Origin of the sequence: Pseudomonas sp. TH49 (assembly GCF_016650625.1) — a bacterium.
Lineage (GTDB): Bacteria > Pseudomonadota > Gammaproteobacteria > Pseudomonadales > Pseudomonadaceae > Aquipseudomonas > Aquipseudomonas fluorescens_H.
In genome coordinates this window covers 15,680-35,933 of sequence record NZ_JAEKFL010000002.1, presented here as the reverse complement: position 1 = coordinate 35,933, position 20,254 = coordinate 15,680, and the positions used below count along the sequence as shown (strand labels likewise).

The window sequence follows — 20,254 nt, the reverse complement described above, 5'->3', positions numbered from 1 at the left end:
CCTCAGGCGTGTTGCCTTCAGGTCAACGCACCGCCGACTTGGCAGCGCGCAGCAATCGATCGGATAAATCGCCCGGGCCCAGCGCGCGTGCCAACGCCAGACCACCCACCATCAACGCCACATCGGCCAGCGCTTTGTCGGTGTCCTCGGGGCTGGACGCCAACTGCGCAATCATCAGTTCCAGGTGTTCGTTCAGCGCGATGCGAAACGACTCCGGCAAACGTCCCAGCTCGCCGATCGAGGCCGGAATCGGACACGCGGCGTCGCTGGAATCCCGATGCTTGCGCGACAGGTAGAACGCAGCGACCAAGGCGCGACGCTCTTCGCCGGTCAGCTCGGAGTCCATGTCGGCAATCAAGTCGCGTCGACGTCCCAGCAATTGTTTGAACGCCTCGAGCATCATGGCGTCCTTGCTTTCGAAGTGCGCGTAGAAACCTCCGACGGTCAGGCCGGCGGCGCCCATCACTTCGCCCACGCTGGGATCTGCCGGGCCGCGCTGGATCAGTGCGGCGCTGGCAGCCTTGAGGATGCGTTCGCGGGTTTGAGCTTTTTTATCGTTCATCGTTGCCTCCGAATATTACGACTAGAATATTATTCGCATAATAATATTCTGCAAGTCGAGGATATGACCGCTGGTCTGAAGCACAGTGTAAGGAAAAAGGAGATTTGGCCAAATGCCAGACAAACAAAAGGGCCATTCAATAATTGAATGACCCTTATAAATCCCGCAGAGCGGGTAATCGTGGCGTCCCCTAGGGGACTCGAACCCCTGTTACCGCCGTGAAAGGGCGGTGTCCTAGGCCACTAGACGAAGGGGACACAAACCCTTCTATACAGCTGATCAGTGCTGAGATCTGATCTGATTCAAGGTCGGTGTGGCCAGACCTTGAACTGTAAAATTGGTGGAGCTAAGCGGGATCGAACCGCTGACCTCCTGCATGCCATGCAGGCGCTCTCCCAGCTGAGCTATAGCCCCGGATTTTTCGCCTCGCGGCGGAGTGACATCTTGCAACATCACTTCTGTAAAACTGGCGTCCCCTAGGGGACTCGAACCCCTGTTACCGCCGTGAAAGGGCGGTGTCCTAGGCCACTAGACGAAGGGGACGCAAACCCTTCTATACAACTGATCAACGCTGAGTGTTGATCGCTTCGGAGCCGGTGTGGCCAGGCTTCGAAGTGTAAATTGGTGGAGCTAGACGGGATCGAACCGTCGACCTCTTGCATGCCATGCAAGCGCTCTCCCAGCTGAGCTATAGCCCCTCATCGTTGATGTCATCGCTGAGGACGGGGCGAATCTTAAGGGCGTATCGAAAGCCTGTCAAACTTATTTTTGAAAAATTTCAAAGTTTTTTGTCGGCATAACAATCACTTACCGCCCTCCCCCCGAAAATCCGGGGGAAAAACGCCGAAGGCCGGAATCAAACGATCCCGGCCTTCGGTGGTTACTGCAGAGTCAGACGTGCTCAGGCAATCGCGCCTAGCAGCTTTTCCCACTCTTTGTTTTCTTTCTTCGACACACCGCCCAGCAGGTCGATCGCCTGGCGCAGACGGAAACGGGTCAGGTCCGGGCCGAGGATTTCCATTGCATCGAGCACCGACACCGAACTGGCCTGCCCGGTGATGGCGGCAAACATCAGCGGCATCGCGTCACGCAATTTCAGCTCGAGGGATTCGACCACTGCCTGAATCGTTGCAGTGATGTTGTCCTTCTCCCACTGCCGCAGGCTTTCCAGCTTCCACAGGATCAGTTGCATCAGCTGACGCACCTGATCGCCCGAGAGCTTTTTCGACTCGAACAGCTTGGCATCCGGATTCACGCCACCGGCAAAGAAGAAGCCGCCCAGCGGTGCAACCTGGCTGAAGGTTTCCACGCGACCCTGAACCAGCGGTGCGATCTTCATCATGTATTCGGAGTTGAACGCCCACTTCTGCACGCGTGCGGCGAACTCTTCCACCGGCAGGTCACGCAGCCACTGACCGTTGAGCCACGACAGTTTCTCGATGTCGAAGATCGGCCCGCCGAGCGACACGCGCTTGAGGTCGAAGTTGTCGACCATTTCCTGCAGCGAGAACTTCTCGCGCTCGTCCGGCATCGACCAGCCCATACGACCGAGGTAGTTGAGCATCGCTTCCGGCATGAAGCCCATGCGCTCGTAGAACGTCACCGAGGTCGGGTTCTTGCGCTTGGACAGCTTGCTCTTGTCCGGGTTACGCAGCAGCGGCATGTAGCACAGCTCCGGCTGTTCCCAGCCGAAGTATTCGTACAGCAGAATCAGTTTCGGCGCCGACGGCAGCCATTCTTCGCCGCGCAGCACGTGGGTGATACCCATCAGGTGGTCGTCGACCACGTTGGCGAGGAAGTACGTCGGCAGGCCGTCGGTCTTCATCAGCACTTGCATGTCCATGCGATCCCACGGGATCTCGACATCGCCGCGCAACATGTCCGGCACCACGCAGACGCCTTCGGTCGGCACTTTCATGCGGATCACGTGCGGTTCGCCAGCCGCCAGACGGGCCGCGACTTCTTCCTTCGACAGCAGCAACGCGCGGCCGTCGTAACGCGGGGTTTCGCCGCGCGCCATTTGCTCGGCGCGCATCTGGTCCAGTTCTTCAGCGGTGCAGAAGCACGGGAATGCGTGGCCCATGTCGACCAGTTGCTGGCAATACTTCTGATAGATATCGCCACGCTCGCTCTGCCGGTACGGGCCGTGCGGGCCGCCAACGTCCGGGCCTTCGCTCCAGTCGATCCCCAGCCAGCGCAGGGCGTCGAAGATCTGCTGCTCGGACTCGCGGGTCGAACGCAACTGGTCGGTGTCTTCGATGCGCAGGATGAACTCACCGCCATGCTGCTTGGCAAAGCAGTAGTTGAACAATGCGATGTAAGCGGTACCTACGTGGGGGTCCCCGGTAGGCGATGGCGCGATGCGAGTGCGGACGGTGGTCATGGCATGTCTCGAAAAGAATGAAAAGCAAAGAACAATCAAGCCGCGAATGGTAACAGGCGACACCCGCCCCGCTCCAGCGGACAGGGCATTTAAGCCAAGTTTGCGTCTGTAACGCCCATAGACCGTGGTGACGGGCCGAATATCAGCCATTGGCATTTACCGTTTATCGGCTGTATGCCAGATTCAGCCGCAGAGAACTTTCCTTACAATTCCTCGACTACAGTTTGCCTCATGCCTGCCCAACTCAAGCGTCGCCTGTTTATTTTCCTGCTGCTGGTTCTGTTGATTGCCGGGGGCTTCTTCGCCCATTGGTTTTTCAAGGGCCGGTTTTATGAAAGCACCGATAACGCCTATGTCCAGGGCGAGATCACCCGCGTTTCCAGCCAATTGAGCGCACGCATCGACGAAGTGCTGGTGCAGGACAACCAGCATGTGGAAAAAGGCCAGTTGCTGGTGCGCCTTGAACCCGCTGATTTCCGCCTGGCCGTCGATCGCGCCAACGCCGCCCTCGCCACCCGCGAAGCCGAGCGCTTGCAGGCACAGAGCAAGTTGACTCAGCAGGCCAGTCTGATCGCCTCCAGTGACGCACAAGTCGCCGCATCGCAGGCCACGCTGGGCCGCTCGCAGGTCGATTTGTCGCGCGCCGAAACCCTGCGCAAACCCGGTTACGTTTCCGAGGAGCGGGTGACCACCCTCTCCGCTGACGCCCATATCGCCCGCTCGCAAGTGGCCAAGGCCCAGGCCGATGCACAGAGCCAGCGCCAGCAGGTCAACGCACTGACTGCCGAGATCAAACGCCTCGACGCGCAGATCGCCAACGCCCGCGCCGATCTGGCGCAAGCCGAACTCAACCTGACCCGCAGCGAAATCCACGCGCCGATCAGCGGCCTGGTCGGCCAGCGTGCCGCACGCAATGGTCAGGTGGTGCAGGCTGGCGCGTATCTGCTGTCGATCGTCCCCGATGAAGACATCTGGGTGCAGGCCAACTTCAAGGAAACCCAGATCGGCCGCATGCTCCCCGGACAAAAAGCCGAGCTGACCTTCGACGCTTACAGTGACACGCCGATCGAAGCGCGGGTCGACAGCCTGTTCGCCGCCTCCGGTGCGCAGTTCAGCCTGCTGCCGCCGGACAACGCCACCGGCAACTTCACCAAAGTCGTGCAGCGAATTCCGGTGAAACTGACGTTCAAGGCCGACAACCCACTGCACGGCAAGATCCGCCCAGGCATGTCGGTCACCGCCACCGTGAATATCAAAGACGCCCCAGACAATGGCCGGTGATTCGCTGATCCGCCCGGTCGGCGAACCGACCCGGCGGGACTGGATCGCGGTGATGAGCGTGATGCTCGGCGCCTTCATGGCAGTGCTCGACATTCAGATCACCAACTCTTCGCTCAAGGACATCCAGGGCGCGCTGTCGGCGACGCTGGAAGAAGGCTCGTGGATTTCCACGTCCTATCTGGTCGCGGAAATCATCATGATCCCGCTGACCGCGTGGCTGGTGCAGCTGCTCTCGGCGCGACGCTTGGCGGTATGGGTGTCGCTGGGTTTCCTGGTGTCATCGCTGCTGTGCTCGATGGCCTGGAGCCTGGAGAGCATGATCGTCTTTCGCGCCATGCAGGGTTTCACCGGCGGCGCGCTGATTCCGCTGGCGTTCACCCTGACCCTGATCAAACTCCCCGAACACCACCGCGCCAAAGGCATGGCGATGTTCGCCATGACCGCGACCTTCGCCCCCTCCATCGGCCCGACACTGGGTGGCTGGCTCACGGAAAACTGGGGCTGGGAATACATTTTCTACATCAACATCCCGCCGGGGCTGATCATGATCGCCGGGCTGATGTACGGGCTGGAAAAGAAGGAAGCGCACTGGGAACTGCTGAAAAGCACCGACTACACCGGGATTCTCACGCTGGGTGTCGGCCTCGGTTGTCTGCAGGTTTTTCTTGAAGAGGGCCATCGCAAGGACTGGCTCGAATCGAACCTGATCGTGACCTTGGGCAGCATTGCCCTGCTGAGCCTGATCACCTTCGTCATCGTGCAGATTTCCAAACCCAATCCGCTGATCAACCTCGGCATTCTGCGCAATCGCAACTTCGGCCTGTCGAGCATTTCCAGCCTCGGCATGGGCGTCGGCTTGTATGGCTCGATTTATCTGCTGCCGCTGTACCTGGCGCAGATCCAGAACTACAACGCCCTGCAGATCGGCGAAGTGATCATGTGGATGGGCGTGCCGCAGCTGTTCCTGATTCCGCTGGTGCCGAAGCTGATGAAGTTCGTGTCGCCGAAGTGGCTGTGCACCCTTGGCTTTGGCTTGTTCGGGCTGGCGAGTTTTTCTTCGGGGGTGCTCAACCCGGATTTCGCCGGGCCGCAGTTCAATCAGATCCAGATCATCCGCGCGCTGGGTCAGCCGCTGATCATGGTCACCATTTCGCTGATCGCCACGGCGTACATCCTGCCGCAGGACGCGGGGTCGGCATCGAGTCTGTTCAACATCCTGCGCAACCTTGGCGGTGCGATCGGCATTGCCCTGCTCGCCACGCTTTTGGATGCGCGGACCAAGACCTACTTCGATTATCTGCGTGAGTCGATTGTGCCGACCAACCCGCAAGTGGCCGAACGCATGGCCTCAATGACCGACCGGTTTGGCAGCGACACCGCGGCGCTGGGCAAGATGAGCGAGATCGTGCATCAGCAGGCGCTGATCATGGCCTATAACGATGCGTTTCACTTCGTCGGGATTGCGCTGGGGATCAGCATGCTGGCGATTTTGTTGACCAAAAAATTGCCGGCGGGGTTGAAGGCTGGGGAAGCTCACTGATTTTTGTGGTGTCTGCACTGGCCTCTTCGCGAGCAAGCCCGCTCCCACAGGGGATTTGTGTAAGACACAGATCCAATGTGGGAGCGGGCTTGCTCGCGAAGAGGCCAGATCAGGCAACAGAGATCAAACAGCCAAAAGCCGCTCGCGAAGCTTGGCAATCTCATCGCGCATCTGCGCCGCCGCCTCAAACTCCAGATCCCGCGCCAGTTGATACATCTTCTCTTCCAGCGCCCGAATGCGCTTGGTGATTTCGCTCGGCGAGCGTAGTTCGGCTTCGTACTTGGCGCTTTCTTCGGCAGCCTTGGCCATGCCCTTGCGCTTCTTGCTGCGCGAGCCGGGCACGGTGGCGCCTTCCATGATGTCGGCGACGTCCTTGAACACACCCTTCGGGGTGATTCCGTTTTCCAGGTTGAAGGCGATCTGCTTATCGCGACGACGCTCGGTCTCGCCAATCGCTCGCTCCATCGAGCCAGTGATGCGATCGGCGTAGAGAATCGCCCGGCCATTGAGGTTCCGCGCCGCCCGGCCGATGGTCTGGATCAGCGAGCGCTCGGAACGCAGGAAGCCTTCCTTATCCGCGTCGAGAATCGCCACCAGCGACACTTCCGGCATGTCCAGACCTTCACGCAGCAGGTTGATCCCCACCAACACATCGAAGGTGCCCAGACGCAGGTCGCGAATGATCTCGACCCGCTCGACCGTGTCGATGTCCGAGTGCAGATAACGCACGCGCACACCGTGGTCGGCGAGGTAATCGGTGAGGTCTTCGGCCATGCGCTTGGTCAGCGTGGTGACCAGCACCCGCTCCTCGACCGCTACGCGTTTGGTGATTTCCGAGAGCAAATCGTCGACCTGGGTCAGCGCCGGACGCACCTCAACCTGCGGGTCGACCAGACCGGTCGGACGCACCACTTGCTCGACCACGCGCCCGGCATGCTCGGCCTCGTAGTTACCCGGGGTCGCCGAGACGAAAATGGTCTGCGGGCTCACCCCTTCCCACTCGTCAAAACGCATCGGCCGGTTGTCCAGTGCCGAAGGCAAGCGGAAGCCGTATTCGACCAGGGTTTCCTTACGCGAACGGTCACCCTTATACATCGCGCCGACTTGCGGCACGCTGACGTGGGATTCGTCGATCACCAGCAAGGCGTCGGCCGGCAGATAGTCATACAGCGTCGGCGGCGCGGCACCGGCCGGGCGCCCGGACAGGTAGCGCGAGTAGTTTTCGATGCCGTTGCAGTAACCCAGTTCGAGGATCATTTCCAGGTCGAAACGGGTGCGCTGCTCGAGGCGCTGGGCCTCGACCAGTTTGTTGTTGCTGCGCAGGTATTCGAGGCGCTCCTGCAACTCGACTTTGATGTGCTCGATGGCGTCGAGCAGGGTCTCGCGCGGCGTCACGTAGTGACTCTTCGGGTAAAACGTGAAGCGCGGCATCTTGCGGATGACTTCGCCGGTCAGCGGGTCGAACGCGGAAATGCTCTCGACCTCGTCATCGAACAGCTCGATGCGGATCGCTTCCAGATCGGACTCCGCCGGATAGATGTCGATCACATCGCCGCGCACCCGGAACGTCGCCCGGGCAAAATCCATGTCGTTGCGGGTGTATTGCAGATCGGCCAGACGCCGCAGCAAGGCGCGCTGATCGAGTTTGTCGCCGCGATCGACGTGCAGCACCATCTTCAAATAGGTTTCCGGGCTACCCAGACCGTAGATGCACGACACCGTGGTGACGATGATCGCGTCTTTGCGCTCGAGCAACGCCTTGGTCGCGGACAGGCGCATCTGCTCGATGTGGTCGTTGATCGACGCGTCCTTCTCGATGAAGGTGTCGGACGACGGCACATAGGCTTCGGGCTGGTAGTAGTCGTAGTAGGAAACGAAATACTCGACCGCGTTGTTCGGAAAGAACGCCTTGAACTCGCCATACAGTTGCGCGGCGAGGGTCTTGTTCGGCGCCAGCACCAGCGTCGGGCGCTGTACCTGCGAGATGACATTGGCGATGCTGAAGGTCTTGCCCGAGCCGGTCACACCGAGCAGCGTCTGGTGCGCCAGCCCGGCCTCGATGCCCTCCACCAATTGGCGGATGGCTTCAGGCTGATCGCCGGCGGGCTCGAAGCGGGTGACTAGCTGGAATTCGGACATACACACCTCTGGGATCGCGGCTCGCGCAGAAAACAGCCGAGCCGCCGGATGACCGCAAACGACCGTTGTCGCCCAAGGAAAAACGAAGATTGTGCTCAATGTGGAGCCGATTGCCTCGCCTTTCAAGGCAAACGTCCTACATCCGGTAAAGTCTCTGACAGAGTCAATCGACTAACGGTCAAGAAATAATCGGAAAAACTTGCTTGAAAAGCTGAATCGCCTGTCGCCATTGCTCAGTGATGGCCTCTATACTAGCTCCCCGTTTGTGCACCGCTCTAGTGCATTCGGCTGGAGCGCGACACGTCCCTCCACTCTCCATTCAGAGCCGCCGTAATAATGAGCCTGTTCTCCGCTGTCGAAATGGCACCCCGCGATCCAATCCTGGGCCTCAACGAAGCATTCAACGCCGATACCCGGACCACCAAGGTCAACCTGGGTGTAGGTGTTTACTGCAACGAAGAGGGGCGAATTCCCCTGCTGCGCGCGGTGATCGAAGCCGAAACCATTCGCGCTGCTCAGCACGCCTCCCGTGGCTACCTGCCGATCGACGGCATCGCGGCCTACGACCAGGCGGTGCAAAAGCTGCTGTTCGGTAACGACTCGCCGCTGATCGCTGCCGGTCGCATCGTCACCACTCAGGCTGTCGGCGGTACCGGCGCACTGAAAATCGGTGCCGACTTCCTCAAGCAACTGCTGCCGAACGCCGTCGTGGCGATCAGCGACCCGAGCTGGGAAAACCACCGCGCGCTGTTCGAAACCGCTGGCTTCCCGGTGCAGAACTACCGTTACTACGACGCTGCCACCCACGACGTGAACCGTGCCGGCATGCTCGACGACCTCAACGCCCTGCCGAACGGCTCGATCGTTGTGCTGCACGCCTGCTGCCACAACCCGACCGGCGTCGACCTGAGCCCGGCCGACTGGAAAAACGTTCTGGAAGCGGTCAAGGCCAAAGGTCACGTGCCGTTCCTCGACATGGCTTACCAGGGTTTCGGCGACGGCATCGACGAAGACGCGGCGGCTGTGCGCCTGTTCGCTGAATCGGGCCTGACTTTCTTCGTCTCGAGTTCGTTCTCCAAGTCGTTCTCGCTGTACGGCGAGCGCGTTGGCGCCCTGTCGATCGTCAGCGAGTCGAAAGAAGAAAGCGCGCGCGTGCTGTCGCAGGTCAAGCGTGTGATCCGCACCAACTACTCCAACCCGCCGACCCACGGTGCAAGCATCGTCGCCGCTGTGTTGAACAGCCCGGAACTGCGCGCCCAGTGGGAAGCGGAACTGGCAGAAATGCGTCTGCGCATTCGCGGCATGCGCGAGCAGATGGTTGCCCTGCTGGCCGAGAAAGCCCCGCAGCGTGACTTCAGCTTCGTCGGCCGTCAGCGCGGCATGTTCTCCTACTCCGGCCTGACCACCGAACAGGTGCACCGCCTGCGTAACGAGTTCGGCATCTACGCCCTGGACACCGGCCGCATCTGCGTCGCGGCACTGAACCAGAGCAACATCAAAGCGGTAACGGATGCGATCGTTCAGGTCATCTGATTTCGCCTGGCAATGAAAAACGGGAAGCCTTGGGGCTTCCCGTTTTTTATTTGTCCGAAGGAATGCAACATTCCCTCTAAACTGCACACAAATCTGAAGTGTGGGAGCGGGCTTGCTCGCGAAAGCGGTGTATCAGCCAAAGATCATGGCGACTGACTCGACGCTTTCGCGAGCAAGCCCGCTCCCACAGGTTTCGTATATATCCAGGAATTCTGTGAGAACCCAAATGAAAAACGACAACCTGCGCGCCGACCGAGACGATCTGGATGACTTCATCCCTCGCACCACGGCCAAGCGCGACAAGAGCCTGGTGCTGCAAGTCGCAGCGGGCGTGTTCCTTGGTGGCCTGGCCTTGTGGCTGGTGCAACTGGCCGCCACCGCGGCGTATGCCAAGCTGATGCTCGGCACCATCACTTTCGGCGGTTAAGCCAGTTCCGTCGCACGCTGACTGGCTGCATCGTCATAGGCGACGTACAGCGATTCGGCGATCTGGCTTTTGATTGCCTTGGTGCTTTCCAGGCCGAGCACGAAACCTTCGGCCTTGCCGCCGGCGCGGTTCAACTCCTCAGCGGTGCTGGCCTGGGTAATCGCGTCGAAGAGTTTCTCGGCGTGCGGGCCGACGCCTTTAGGCAGGCTGATTTGCGCGATGCTCATACGAACACCTCGCGTGAAAGAGAAATCAGAACGGTTTGAATCATGGCGCGTACCTTTTGGCGAATGGCCGGCAGCGCGTGTGACCACTTCCGGGCAGCCATGGTAGACCTGTGAGGCGGTTCTGGTAACCGCCAATCGCTGACAAAGCACCGTCCGTCCTGCTCAAACCAGAAATTTTCTATCCTGTGCTTGACTTCTCTTTTTGAATCAGTAACATACGCACCAATTCCGCAATAGCTCAGTTGGTAGAGCAAATGACTGTTAATCATTGGGTCCCTGGTTCGAGTCCAGGTTGTGGAGCCAAATAGCAAAGCCCCTGAATCGAAAGATTCAGGGGCTTTTTTGTGGGCGATGGAAAATCTGCTGCGAAACGAAAAGGGCCGATCTGTCTCACAACAGATCGGCCCTTTTCATGCATTCAGCGATCAGACGTGTTCGCTGCTCTTCACTTGGGGCTTTGGCGTACCGTGACCGTGATCATGATCGGCATCGACCTCGATCACCGGCACTTCCTTGCCATCGCAATCGTGCAGCTTGCCGTCGCTGAAGTAATCGCCTTCACGCAGCGCCGCCAGGTCGCGATAACGCAGGGTGCGCTCTTCCGCTGCGGCAAACACCGACTGCTGGTCCGAGTTGCCGGCAGTGAAGTGGTTGAAAGTCAGGTTCAGCACAATCGCCATGATCGCCGACGAGCTGATGCCCGAGTGGAAAATGGTCGCGAACCAGCTCGGGAAATGATCGTAGAAGTTCGGTGCGGCAATCGGGATCATTCCGAAGCCGATCGAGGTTGCGACGATGATCAGGTTGACGTTGTTGCGGTAATCGACCTTCGACAGGGTACGAATCCCGCTCGCCGCGACCGTCCCGAACAGCACGATACCGGCGCCGCCCAGCACTGACGTCGGCACCGCAGCGATCACCCGCCCCATGAACGGCAGCAGGCCGAGGATCACCAGGAAAACACCGCCGGTGGCCACGACATAACGGCTCTTGATTCCGGTCACCGCCACCAGCCCGACGTTCTGCGCGAAGGCGCTCTGGGTGAACGAACCGAAGATCGGCGCAAACATGCTCGACAGCATGTCCGCACGCAGACCGTTGCCCAGGCGCTTGGAGTCGACTTTGGTGCCGATGATCTCACCGACCGCCAGAATGTCCGCCGAGGTTTCCACCAGGGTCACCATGACCACGATGCACATCGACAGGATCGCGGCGAAGTGGAAAGTCGGCATGCCGAAGTGAAACGGCGTCGGAAAGCCGAACATCGGCCCTTGGGCGACACCGGAGAAATCCGCCATGCCGAGGAACACCGCGAGAATCGTGCCGATCACCATGGCCAACAGGATCGACAGACGCGAGATGGTCGAGCTGCCGACCTTGCTCAACAGCAACACCAGCACCAGCGTCACCGCCGCCAGACCGATGTTCTGCATGCTGCCGAAGTCCGGCGCATGGCTGTTGCCACCCATGGCCCAACGCGCGGCCACCGGCATCAGCGTCAGGCCGATGGTGGTGATCACGATACCGGTTACCAGCGGTGGGAAAAACTTGGTGATTCGCGAGAACACCGGGGTGATCAGCAAGCCGATCAACGACGCGGCAATCACCGCGCCCAGCACAGACTGGAAGCCGCCCTCCCCGCCACTGCTGACGATCGCGACCATGGTCGCCACACCGGAGAACGACACACCCTGCACCAGCGGCAACTGACAGCCAAAAAACGGTAGACCCAGGGTTTGCAGCAGTGTCGCCAGCCCCCCCGCAAACAATGAAGCAGCAATCAACAAACCAATGTCCGCCGGCGACAGCCCGGCCGCCTGGCCGATGATCAGCGGCACCGCAACGATACCGCCGTACATGGTCAGAACATGTTGCAGGCCGTAAGCCATATTCGCGCCGACCCCGAGATTTTCGTCCTCGGGCCGTTGGTGTGAAACATGGGGCGTTTTCATGTGGGGGGTTCCCTGGTTTTTGTTATGCGCACACTGTATTCAATACTCGTGACAAATGTCCATAGAGTTGTATACAACTTATCGGTCACATAATGGATAGGTAGCCACCCAAGCTTCTATCTCGCCACCCCCATCGCCCACAAATCCGGCAACACATCCCCTCCTGCCCCCGGTTTTTATCGCACTAGGCTGAAGTGTTCATGGCGACCAGCGGTGTATCGGCGCTGTTTTTTATACATATAAAGTATGCATAATGAAGTCATTCGAAATTCAGTACGACAAAAGCAAGAACGCAGCCAACAAACTCAAGCATAGAGGCGTCAGCCTTGCCGAGACCGAGCCGGTCTTTCATGACGAACGCGCGCTGACGATCGAGGACAACGACCATGACGAACAGCGCTGGATCACCCTCGGTCTCGATGGCAAAGGACGTTTGCTGGTGGTTGCGTACAGTTATCGCGAAGCCAACGTCGTACGAATCATTTCTGCACGTGTCGCCACACCGAGCGAGCGTTGCGCTTATTTTCAGGAGGCTTGAACGATGAAAGACGAATACGACTTCTCGCAGGGCAAACGCGGAGCCTTGGCGCCCACCAAGGGCAAAACCCGCATCACCATCATGCTCGATGACGCGGTCATCGAAGCCGCCCGCAGCGTGGCGGAAAACGAAGGGTTCGGTTATCAGACCGTGATCAACAACACCCTGCGCCATGCCCTGCTGGAGGCTGGCAGCAAAAAGCAGGAGGTCGAGCCGCCCCACTCCGGGCAATTCAAGAAAGGCATCACCGCCGCCGACCTCAAGAGTCTGGAAAAAAAGCTGTCGGCTGCGGTCGGGGAAATCCGCCGGGTACTGGAACCGGACGCCAAGCCCTGAGATCAGGCTGGCAGAATCACCCGCGCCAGCGACTGGCGCACATGCGGCTGGTCAGGCACGCACAGGCCGAATTCCTGCTCCAGCACTTCAAGCAGTTCAGCGACATCCGCCACCTCGCGTCGCTCGCTGGCGGCGCCCATATGATGAATCGCGAAACTGCCGTTGTTCAGGGTCCGGCGCCAGCCATCGCCGGTGCGCGCAACCATCAAACGCTGAGCAAACGGTGATTCGGGATGAGTCGATACGTACCAGTTGCCGAGGGTGTAATCGATGTCTTCCTGGCGTTGCAGATCAAACAGGTACATCGCGCGCCATTCGCCGGCGACATTGGCGCGCAGCATGTAGCCATCGGCCTGTTTCTCGATGCGATAGGACTCGTGCGGCGTCGCCTGTTCAGCCTCGGTATCGAGCAGCAGCGGCGCGGTCGGCACCATACCGCCAAAGCCGACGTCGGTGATGTAGCGCTCGCCATCGATGATTACCAGGCTCAAGCGATGGGTACGCGCCGTCCACGTGCCTTCGGGTTGCGCCAGCACCACACGCCCGGAGATGCCACGGGCGTCGAAGCCCAGCTCCAGCAATAACGCCAGAAACAGATTGTTCAGTTCGTAGCAGTAACCGCCACGGCCACCGTGGAGAACTTTTTGTTCGACCGACGCCAGATCGATCAGTACCGGTGCGCCCGTGATCGTCGACAGATTCTCGAAGGGAAAGACGCCGGTATGGCGCAACTGCAACTGCCGCAGGGTTTCCAGCGTCGGTGCCGGTAGGGCATCGAAGCCCAGGTGTTGCAGATACAACGTCGGATTCGCCAGACGTGGCTCGCTCATTGCTCAGTCCTTTTGCATGTGGCCGCGGATCGCTGCGCCGCTGGCCGCCATGTATACGGGATTGGGCGCCGATTCCGACAATTGATTTCGCCAATCAACGTTACCGACGTTTGCGCGAACCGATGCGAATCCAGGTCGGCGCATGGTCGCTGGCGTGCGGTTCGTTGCGCACCCAGGCGTCTACACCAGCCTCATGCAAGTACGGGCTGAGTGCCGGGTTGAGCAGCAGATGATCGATGCGCAGGCCAGAGTTGGTTTGCCAATGCTGACGGAAGTAATCCCAGAACGTGTAGAGGCGATCGTCGGGATACAGATGGCGCAGCGAATCGGTCCAGCCCTGATCAAGCAGCCGTTGATAACACTCGCGGCTTTCGGGTTGCAGCAGCGCGTCCTTGAGCCACGAGCGGGTGTTGTAGATGTCCATGTCGGTGGGCACCACGTTGTAATCGCCAGCGAGCACCACCGGATGATCGCTGCCTTGCAGATCCTTGGCGTAACGGATCAAGCGCTCGAACCAGGCCAGTTTGTAGTCGAACTTCGGCCCCGGCTGCGGGTTGCCGTTGGGCAGGTACAGGCAGCCGACCAGTACCCCGTGCACCGCCGCTTCCAGATAACGACTGTGCTTGTCCTCGGGATCGCCCGGCAGGCCGCGGCGGCTCTCCAGCGGTTGCGCATCACGGGCGAGGATCGCCACCCCGTTCCATGACGCCTGACCGTGCCAGATCGCGCCATAACCGGCGGCTTCGAGTTCAGCTACAGGAAATGCACTGTCGACTGACTTGAGTTCCTGCAGGCACGCGATGTCCGGTTGTTCGCGCTTGAGCCACTCCAGCAGGTTTGGCAAGCGTGCGCGCAAGCCATTGACGTTGAACGTGGCGATCCGCAGGTTTTTCATCGTCCAGACTCCGGCGAACAAGGTGTGAAAATTGTGACTCTGTAGCGGCGACGGTGGTTGCATCGGATCAACCGGCTGCGGCGTAATAGGCTCTCGCCACTGCCCCAAACTGCCGAGACCTGCTCCCATGCTCACCACGCTGCAAGGCCCGCGCATCCTCCTGCGCCCGCTTCAGTACATCGACGCCGACGCCCTGCTCCACGCCGCCGCTGACGGCGAACTGTGGAACCTCACCGTCACCGTGGTGCCTTCGGCGAGCACCATCGACAGCTACCTGAAGAAGGCCCTGGACGGCCGCGACGCCGGCACGGTCATGCCGTTTGTGATTGTGTTGAAGGATAGCGGCGAAGTCATCGGCTCGACCCGGTTCTGGAAGATCGACCCGCTCAATCGCAAGCTGGAAATCGGCAGCAGCTGGATTTCCGCGCGCTGGCAGAAATCCTTCGTCAACACCGAAGCCAAATACCTGATGTTGCGCCACGCCTTCGAGGTGCTCGACTGCGTGCGAGTGCAGTTCACCACCGACGAGAACAACCAGAAGTCGCGTAACGCGATTCTGCGCCTCGGAGCGCAACAGGAAGGGATAGTGCGCCACGAGCGAATCATGCCGGACGGGCGCAAGCGCAACTCGGTACGCTTCAGCATCATCGATGACGAGTGGCCGCAGGTGCGGCAGGCGCTGGAGCAGAAACTGGCTGACGACAGGCGCTGAGGCTGAACAACCGCTCGTCAGCCAATCGGCACCAACGCCCACGGATGTCAGACCAAAGTCAGGTAACCGACCCTTACTGGAGACGTACCATGACCACACGCACCCTCACCTCTTTGTTGCTCGCTGGCCTGCTCGCTACGGCCTCGGCTGCCAGCTTCGCGGCGAACGACAGTTCCGGCACCTCGACCAGCAATCCCGACGTCAACAGCAGCACGCCAAAGCCGCCAGACAACACGCCAGGCGCACCTGCCGGCAGTAACGGCACCGGCAGTCCCGGTTCTGGCAACGGCACTGGCACCAACGGCGGCGCCATGGGTTCGGGCTCCGGCGCTGGCGGCGGCACAGGCGCGGCCGGGGGCGGAACCGGCGGCGCGGGCGGTGGCTCGGGCAGCTGAACGAACCGGCGTTACGGTTGGTGATGAGACCCGCGTGAGGGAGCTTGCTCCCTCACCCTTGTTGAAGCGTCGAAACGTCAGCGATCCGAACGAATCAACTCGGCAAAGCCTGCATCCAGCGACAACACCGCCGCGCGATTGCGGCCGGCATTTTTCGCCTGATACAGCGCTGCGTCAGCCCGCTGGATAAACACTTCGAGGCTGTCATTGCCGCTGGGAATGAATGAATAGCAGCCCAGGCTCACCGTCAGATACCCGGTGGGCGAACCACTGTGGGTGATGCGTTTGTCCATCACGCTGCGCCGGATCTGCCCGGCAATCGCCAGCGCGCCGTTGATGTCGGTGTCCGGCAACAGCACCGCAAACTCCTCACCACCGTAACGCACCGCCAGGTCAGACTTGCGCTGGGTACAATTCTTCAGCACCTGCGCCACCTGCGTCAGGCAATGATCGCCCGCCACATGACCGTAGGCATCGTTGTAGCGCTTGAAGAAATCGATATCGAGCATGATCAGACCGACCGGACTCGACTGCCGTGCGCCGCGGGCAAATTCGATCTCCAGCGAACGCTCGAACAGCCGCCGGTTTGCCAGCCCTGTCAGGCTGTCGTGGGTAGCGATCTGCTCCAGTGCGCGCTGCGCCTTGCGCAGGTTTTTCTCGATACGCTCGCCGTCGCGCACCTGATGAATGAACACCCAGCCGAACAGGCCGACGCCAAGAATCACCAGCGCCACAATCACGCTGGACTGAAATGCCCGCTCATACCAACCCTTGAGAATCGTATCGCGCGATGACGCCGCCGCGACCACCAGCGGATACGACGCCAATTGCCGGTAGCCGTACAGACGCACCACGCCATCGACCACCGACTTGATCATCGCGGTACCGGCCGGGGCTTCGGGCAACAGCTTCTGGTAAATCCTGCCTTTGGCCAGCGACGAACCGATCAGGCCTTCGTCGAACGGCCGCCGCGCCAGCAACGTGCCGTCCTTGAGGCCGAGAAACATGATGCCGTTGTCATCGAGGCTGAAGCTTTTGAAGAACCGGTCGAAGTAAGCCATCTTGATCCCGGCCATCAGCACCCCCTGGAAATTGCCGGCACGGTCGTTGATGCGTTTCGAGATCGGGATGATCCACTCGCCATTCTCACGGCTGCGAATCGCCGGGCCGATGTGCGCCACGGAGGAAACGTTCTGCTGGTGAAACTTGAAGTACTCGCGGTCGGCCACACCATTGCCACGAGGCAGATCCGTAAATGACGTGATCACCCACTGACCGTCGCGATCGAACAGGAACATGCCGTGCAACTGTTCCAGTTGTTGCACCCGACGCGCGAAGGTTTTTTGCAGACGTGGTCGCTGCGCGGCGCCGTAACCATCGTCCTCGACCCAATCGACCAGGCTGGTGAGCACCAGATCGGCGGCCAGAAACGTGTCTTCGGCCTGCTGCGCCATGGCCCGGGTCAGGTTGGAAGAAGCGATCTGCGCGCTGGCCAGATCCTGGCGTCGGGTCTGCTCAAGTTGCAGATACAGCAATCCGGACAGGCACAGGCACACCGCAACGATGAACAGCGCTGCCGCCTTGCGCAGCGGCAGGCGTTTAAGCGTGCCGGGAGTCTGATGCGGATCGTGAATGGGGATTGGCAAAAACGTGTCCTGGGCAGGTACGACAGGGGCCGCAGCCCGAAACCCTTACTTTTCGTGAGCGTAGCCCACCGGGGTGTGCTCGGCAAACCCGCCGCGCCAACACATGCCCGCCCCGTTGTATCGGCGCGCGAGGGATTTGGATGACCTCCGCACGTCGATTTATTTTCAGTTGTGGTTTTGCGGGTGATCGCCCTCGCGTATCTGCGTAGGGCAATCGCGCAGTGCACCGATGACGGCTATCGGGGTTTGTTGATTTCCCGCAGCAAATCCGCAACCGGCAGGTTCATGGTGTTTGAGTAGTAGGGTTTGTAGCCGTACGCGGTGACGACGACTTTGCAGGGGATTTGTTGTTTACCAAGCAGAAGGGCATTCAATTCCTGTACTGAGAGATCCTCTTGCGAAGTACCGTTATTTTGGGTCTGTCGCAAAAAAGCACTCGTCATATAGTTGAATTTACCGCCTGCCTGACTGGTTTCTTCCACCTCAATCAGTCCGTAAGCCGAGTACCTGAATCGGTTAGTGATGGAAAAATTCTGATCATCACCAAGCGGACACTCAAACATCGTCGACGCTGCGCCCTTCCCCATACCTCTTCCGAACAAATCCAAAAGATTTACATCCGAGTCGTAATGAATTTTGTAAAGCAGACCAATACTTTCCCTTTCCACTGACAGAAAGTTGAGATTCGCAGGAGGCACTGTGTGATCTTTGGCACATGACGAGCACAATATGGCTAACAGAAGAACAGACAATCTTTTCATCAGCGATTGGTCTCTCGAATTGACTCGAACATCAAATCACTTGCCGATTTTCCTTCAACGACAGGTCGGGTAAACATCGCTGGAGCATTAGCGTGGTTCGTATCCATGGTGACATTAATGTCAGGCCCGCACAGCACTTGCCATTTTTCCCCGAAATCCGCCACCGAGTCGGACTGGTCTGGCTTGGAAGGCATAGCTTTAATGTTTACCCAGAAATCAGCCATCGGTGTGGGCTTATCTCCGTAGATATCGGATCCCAGCCACACCAAAGTACCTTCACCTACGGGGTCGAGCGTAACGAGCATGTTGATCCTGTAACCCCACTCCGACATTACACTGGTCAAATGCGCGCCGTTCCATCCCCCAAGGCTGTGTCCGACAATGTAGATTGGACAAGACTTGTAGGGAATTATGTTGAGAACATTTTTTTGGATGTCCTTCTTTCCCCGAACCTCGTTATACCCAAGCCATTGGGATTTATATTTTCCTAGTTTGGTCAGGTCCAGATTACGTTTGTCGAAACCGGTCATGGCCTGGTTCACGTTCCCGAACGGCCCCGAAAAATAATAACTTTCCTTATCCCCTGCGCCGCCAATAAAAAACACAATCGCCTTGGTACTCTCCACCGGCACCTGCTTGTCACTGACATCCTTCTTACCCGTCAGCGCATGTTCCTTGTGCAGCTTGTAATTGTTGCCTTTAGCGCACGTTACTGTTTCAGCGGCCATGCCTCACTCCTCCAGAAACAGCTTGATGGTTTCAGGCAGGTGCGAGCTGACTTCGTGGGTGAACCCGTTAGCGTCAGACACCCCGTGTTCCAGGCGCCCGTCTGCACGCTGGATCACGTAGGGATGATTGATCATGGGCTCACCGGTCACGTCATTGACCAGTTTCAACTTGTCTGTGAAATGCACCGGCATTGGCAGCAGACCACTGAAAGGCGCCGCTGTTACTGTGTCACCGATGATGACCGTGCCTGACCCACCAATGACCACATTGCCGTGCCCCCCGGTGCTGTCCAGGGTCGCGGCGTTTAAGCCATTGATAAAAACTGTTGAGGAAACGCCGCCAGTAATGGGGCTACCGCACGCTGATTTATCGGTCATTCGCGCAGCCGCCAATCCGTCGAAATTTACATTCGGCGAGCCACTGGCAATCGGATTGGTGCCATGTCCCGGGAGTGGGCAGGCGGTTGGGTCGGTGACGCGGGCGGCGGGTTTTCCGCTCATGAACAGCTCCTTGCAGTGTTGCGGGTCATCCTTTGGGGGGCGCAAGCATGCGTGAATTTTCCGGGTGCTTCAAACCTTCAGGCGAAAAAAAGGCGCCTGCTTGGGCGCCCTTTCCTGTTCGTGAAACCGCTCACATCAACGCGATGGCGGTACCCGAATATCCCCCGCCCGGCACTGCGTCTTCACGCCCTTGCCGCACGCGCCGAACTGCAGATCCTTGCCCATGCACACCCGCACTTCCGACAGTTCCGGGCCGCTGCAGATCACCGCGATGCCATCCGCCGGGATCCCCGGGTTGGCCTTGCGGAACAGGTCGGCGATTTCCTGGGCTTCGAAGTAGTACGAGGAACTGAACGGTTGCAGCTCTTGCGGGATTTTCACCGCGCCGACCGCTTTGTCCGCTTCGTCCAGATAACCCATCGCGCCCAGACCGCTGCAGGTGCCGTGTTTGGACCACTCGTGATCGAGCAGTTTTTTGGTCGGGAACAGCGTCAGACCTTTAGTCGTTTCGGCTGCCGACAGGGTGGTCAGCGGCGGGCAGGATTCCGGCCAGCCGCCATTGGCGTATTGCGGCCACAGACCATGCAGCACGAAACCGTAGCCCTTGCCGGAACATTGCACGTCGTCCTTGTGTGTCAGGCAAAAGGTCGGCGACCAGGACAGCGTCAGCAGGTAGTAATCGAACTGCCCCGCCACCGCTTCCGTTTGCACCTTGCTGGCGTTCGACTGACGCGCCGAACTGAGGCCGATGCTACCGGCCGTCAGCGCAATCACTGCCAAAATTGTAAACAGCTTTTTCATCTACCCGCTCCTTGGGACGCCTGCGTCCGTGGTTTTCGATCCTGACCAGACTTGGCCAGCGCTGATT

At 59.4% G+C, this 20,254-nt stretch carries 20 protein-coding genes and 5 tRNA genes; 9 read left to right on the top strand and 16 right to left on the bottom strand.

From position 1 onward, the window contains the following. Positions 1 to 22: 22 nt before the first annotated feature. The 6 genes from JFU48_RS17480 to gltX all read right to left on the bottom strand — a co-directional run bounded on the left by JFU48_RS17480 (position 23) and on the right by gltX (position 2,945). Positions 23 to 562, bottom strand: coding sequence for a TetR/AcrR family transcriptional regulator (locus tag JFU48_RS17480; RefSeq protein ID WP_045122549.1), 540 nt, complete (start codon positions 560 to 562; stop codon positions 23 to 25). Between the two features lie 181 nt (positions 563 to 743). Next, positions 744 to 819: transfer RNA gene (locus JFU48_RS17475), tRNA-Glu, on the bottom strand. An 81-nt stretch (positions 820 to 900) separates the two neighbouring features. Further along, positions 901 to 976, bottom strand: a tRNA-Ala gene (locus JFU48_RS17470). Between the two features lie 53 nt (positions 977 to 1,029). Then, a tRNA-Glu gene (locus JFU48_RS17465) sits at positions 1,030 to 1,105 on the bottom strand. Positions 1,106 to 1,184: 79 nt separating this feature from the next. Continuing rightward, a tRNA-Ala gene (locus JFU48_RS17460) sits at positions 1,185 to 1,260 on the bottom strand. 203 nt (positions 1,261 to 1,463) lie between these two features. Next, a complete protein-coding gene (gene gltX, locus JFU48_RS17455; protein ID WP_103484287.1) occupies positions 1,464 to 2,945 on the bottom strand; it encodes a glutamate--tRNA ligase in 1,482 nt (493 codons plus the stop codon). A gap of 231 nt (positions 2,946 to 3,176) precedes the next feature. On the opposite strand from gltX, the gene JFU48_RS17450 reads away from it, so the two are divergent. Next, the gene (locus JFU48_RS17450) at positions 3,177 to 4,226 is read left to right on the top strand and encodes an HlyD family secretion protein (RefSeq protein WP_003226450.1); all 1,050 of its coding nucleotides are present in this window, start codon (positions 3,177 to 3,179) and stop codon (positions 4,224 to 4,226) included. A gap of 49 nt (positions 4,227 to 4,275) precedes the next feature. Continuing rightward, positions 4,276 to 5,766: a DHA2 family efflux MFS transporter permease subunit gene (locus JFU48_RS17445; RefSeq protein WP_201138491.1), complete on the top strand. Its 1,491-nt coding sequence runs from the start codon at positions 4,276 to 4,278 to the stop codon at positions 5,764 to 5,766. Positions 5,767 to 5,889: 123 nt separating this feature from the next. On the opposite strand, the gene uvrB is transcribed toward JFU48_RS17445, so the two are convergent. Then, positions 5,890 to 7,905, bottom strand: coding sequence for an excinuclease ABC subunit UvrB (gene uvrB / locus JFU48_RS17440; RefSeq protein ID WP_003226454.1), 2,016 nt, complete (start codon positions 7,903 to 7,905; stop codon positions 5,890 to 5,892). Between the two features lie 336 nt (positions 7,906 to 8,241). Here uvrB and JFU48_RS17435 point away from each other — a divergent pair, with 336 nt between their 5' ends. Continuing rightward, a complete protein-coding gene (locus tag JFU48_RS17435; RefSeq protein ID WP_201137116.1) occupies positions 8,242 to 9,438 on the top strand; it encodes an amino acid aminotransferase in 1,197 nt (398 codons plus the stop codon). 226 nt (positions 9,439 to 9,664) lie between these two features. Continuing rightward, a complete protein-coding gene (locus tag JFU48_RS17430; protein WP_003226457.1) occupies positions 9,665 to 9,865 on the top strand; it encodes a hypothetical protein in 201 nt (66 codons plus the stop codon). On the opposite strand, the gene JFU48_RS17425 is transcribed toward JFU48_RS17430, so the two are convergent. Further along, entirely contained in the window at positions 9,862 to 10,092 is a 231-nt protein-coding gene (locus tag JFU48_RS17425; RefSeq protein ID WP_007943502.1) for a hypothetical protein, read from the bottom strand. The two genes, JFU48_RS17430 and JFU48_RS17425, sit on opposite strands and share 4 nt — an antisense overlap. Positions 10,093 to 10,319: 227 nt before the next feature. Here JFU48_RS17425 and JFU48_RS17420 point away from each other — a divergent pair. After that, positions 10,320 to 10,395 (top strand) — tRNA-Asn (locus tag JFU48_RS17420). A 122-nt stretch (positions 10,396 to 10,517) separates the two neighbouring features. Here JFU48_RS17420 and JFU48_RS17415 read toward each other — a convergent pair. Beyond that, positions 10,518 to 12,044 (bottom strand): nucleobase:cation symporter-2 family protein, encoded by a 1,527-nt coding sequence (locus tag JFU48_RS17415; protein WP_003226461.1) that lies wholly within the window; start codon positions 12,042 to 12,044, stop codon positions 10,518 to 10,520. A gap of 253 nt (positions 12,045 to 12,297) precedes the next feature. Between JFU48_RS17415 and JFU48_RS17410 the strand changes: the two genes are divergently transcribed. Together JFU48_RS17410 and JFU48_RS17405 are read left to right on the top strand one after the other, a co-directional pair. Further along, positions 12,298 to 12,582 carry a BrnT family toxin gene (locus JFU48_RS17410; protein WP_103484283.1) on the top strand — a complete coding sequence of 95 codons (285 nt, stop codon included), beginning with the start codon at positions 12,298 to 12,300 and terminating at the stop codon, positions 12,580 to 12,582. A 3-nt stretch (positions 12,583 to 12,585) separates the two neighbouring features. Then, positions 12,586 to 12,918, top strand: a complete 333-nt coding sequence (locus tag JFU48_RS17405; RefSeq protein WP_003226464.1) for a BrnA antitoxin family protein — start codon at positions 12,586 to 12,588, stop codon at positions 12,916 to 12,918. Between the two features lie 2 nt (positions 12,919 to 12,920). On the opposite strand, the gene JFU48_RS17400 is transcribed toward JFU48_RS17405, so the two are convergent. Together JFU48_RS17400 and xth are read right to left on the bottom strand one after the other, a co-directional pair. Beyond that, entirely contained in the window at positions 12,921 to 13,748 is an 828-nt protein-coding gene (locus JFU48_RS17400; protein WP_201137115.1) for an arylamine N-acetyltransferase family protein, read from the bottom strand. A 100-nt stretch (positions 13,749 to 13,848) separates the two neighbouring features. Next, on the bottom strand, positions 13,849 to 14,643 hold the full coding sequence (gene xth / locus JFU48_RS17395) for an exodeoxyribonuclease III (RefSeq protein WP_003226468.1): 795 nt from the start codon (positions 14,641 to 14,643) through the stop codon (positions 13,849 to 13,851). Positions 14,644 to 14,770: 127 nt separating this feature from the next. Here xth and JFU48_RS17390 point away from each other — a divergent pair, with 127 nt between their 5' ends. Then, entirely contained in the window at positions 14,771 to 15,355 is a 585-nt protein-coding gene (locus JFU48_RS17390) for a GNAT family N-acetyltransferase (protein ID WP_003226470.1), read from the top strand. Between the two features lie 89 nt (positions 15,356 to 15,444). Next, entirely contained in the window at positions 15,445 to 15,750 is a 306-nt protein-coding gene (locus JFU48_RS17385; RefSeq protein WP_201138490.1) for a hypothetical protein, read from the top strand. 77 nt (positions 15,751 to 15,827) lie between these two features. On the opposite strand, the gene JFU48_RS17380 is transcribed toward JFU48_RS17385, so the two are convergent. The 5 genes from JFU48_RS17380 to JFU48_RS17360 form a co-directional block, all read right to left on the bottom strand. Continuing rightward, positions 15,828 to 17,396 (bottom strand): sensor domain-containing diguanylate cyclase, encoded by a 1,569-nt coding sequence (locus tag JFU48_RS17380; protein WP_103520380.1) that lies wholly within the window; start codon positions 17,394 to 17,396, stop codon positions 15,828 to 15,830. Positions 17,397 to 17,632: 236 nt separating this feature from the next. Then, positions 17,633 to 18,094: a hypothetical protein gene (locus JFU48_RS17375; RefSeq protein ID WP_342216041.1), complete on the bottom strand. Its 462-nt coding sequence runs from the start codon at positions 18,092 to 18,094 to the stop codon at positions 17,633 to 17,635. A gap of 62 nt (positions 18,095 to 18,156) precedes the next feature. Continuing rightward, positions 18,157 to 18,885, bottom strand: a complete 729-nt coding sequence (locus JFU48_RS17370) for an alpha/beta hydrolase (RefSeq protein ID WP_201137113.1) — start codon at positions 18,883 to 18,885, stop codon at positions 18,157 to 18,159. Between the two features lie 3 nt (positions 18,886 to 18,888). After that, positions 18,889 to 19,386 (bottom strand): PAAR domain-containing protein, encoded by a 498-nt coding sequence (locus JFU48_RS17365; protein WP_003226482.1) that lies wholly within the window; start codon positions 19,384 to 19,386, stop codon positions 18,889 to 18,891. Positions 19,387 to 19,521: 135 nt separating this feature from the next. Beyond that, a complete protein-coding gene (locus JFU48_RS17360; protein ID WP_003226484.1) occupies positions 19,522 to 20,187 on the bottom strand; it encodes a ribonuclease T2 in 666 nt (221 codons plus the stop codon). Positions 20,188 to 20,254: the final 67 nt, after the last annotated feature.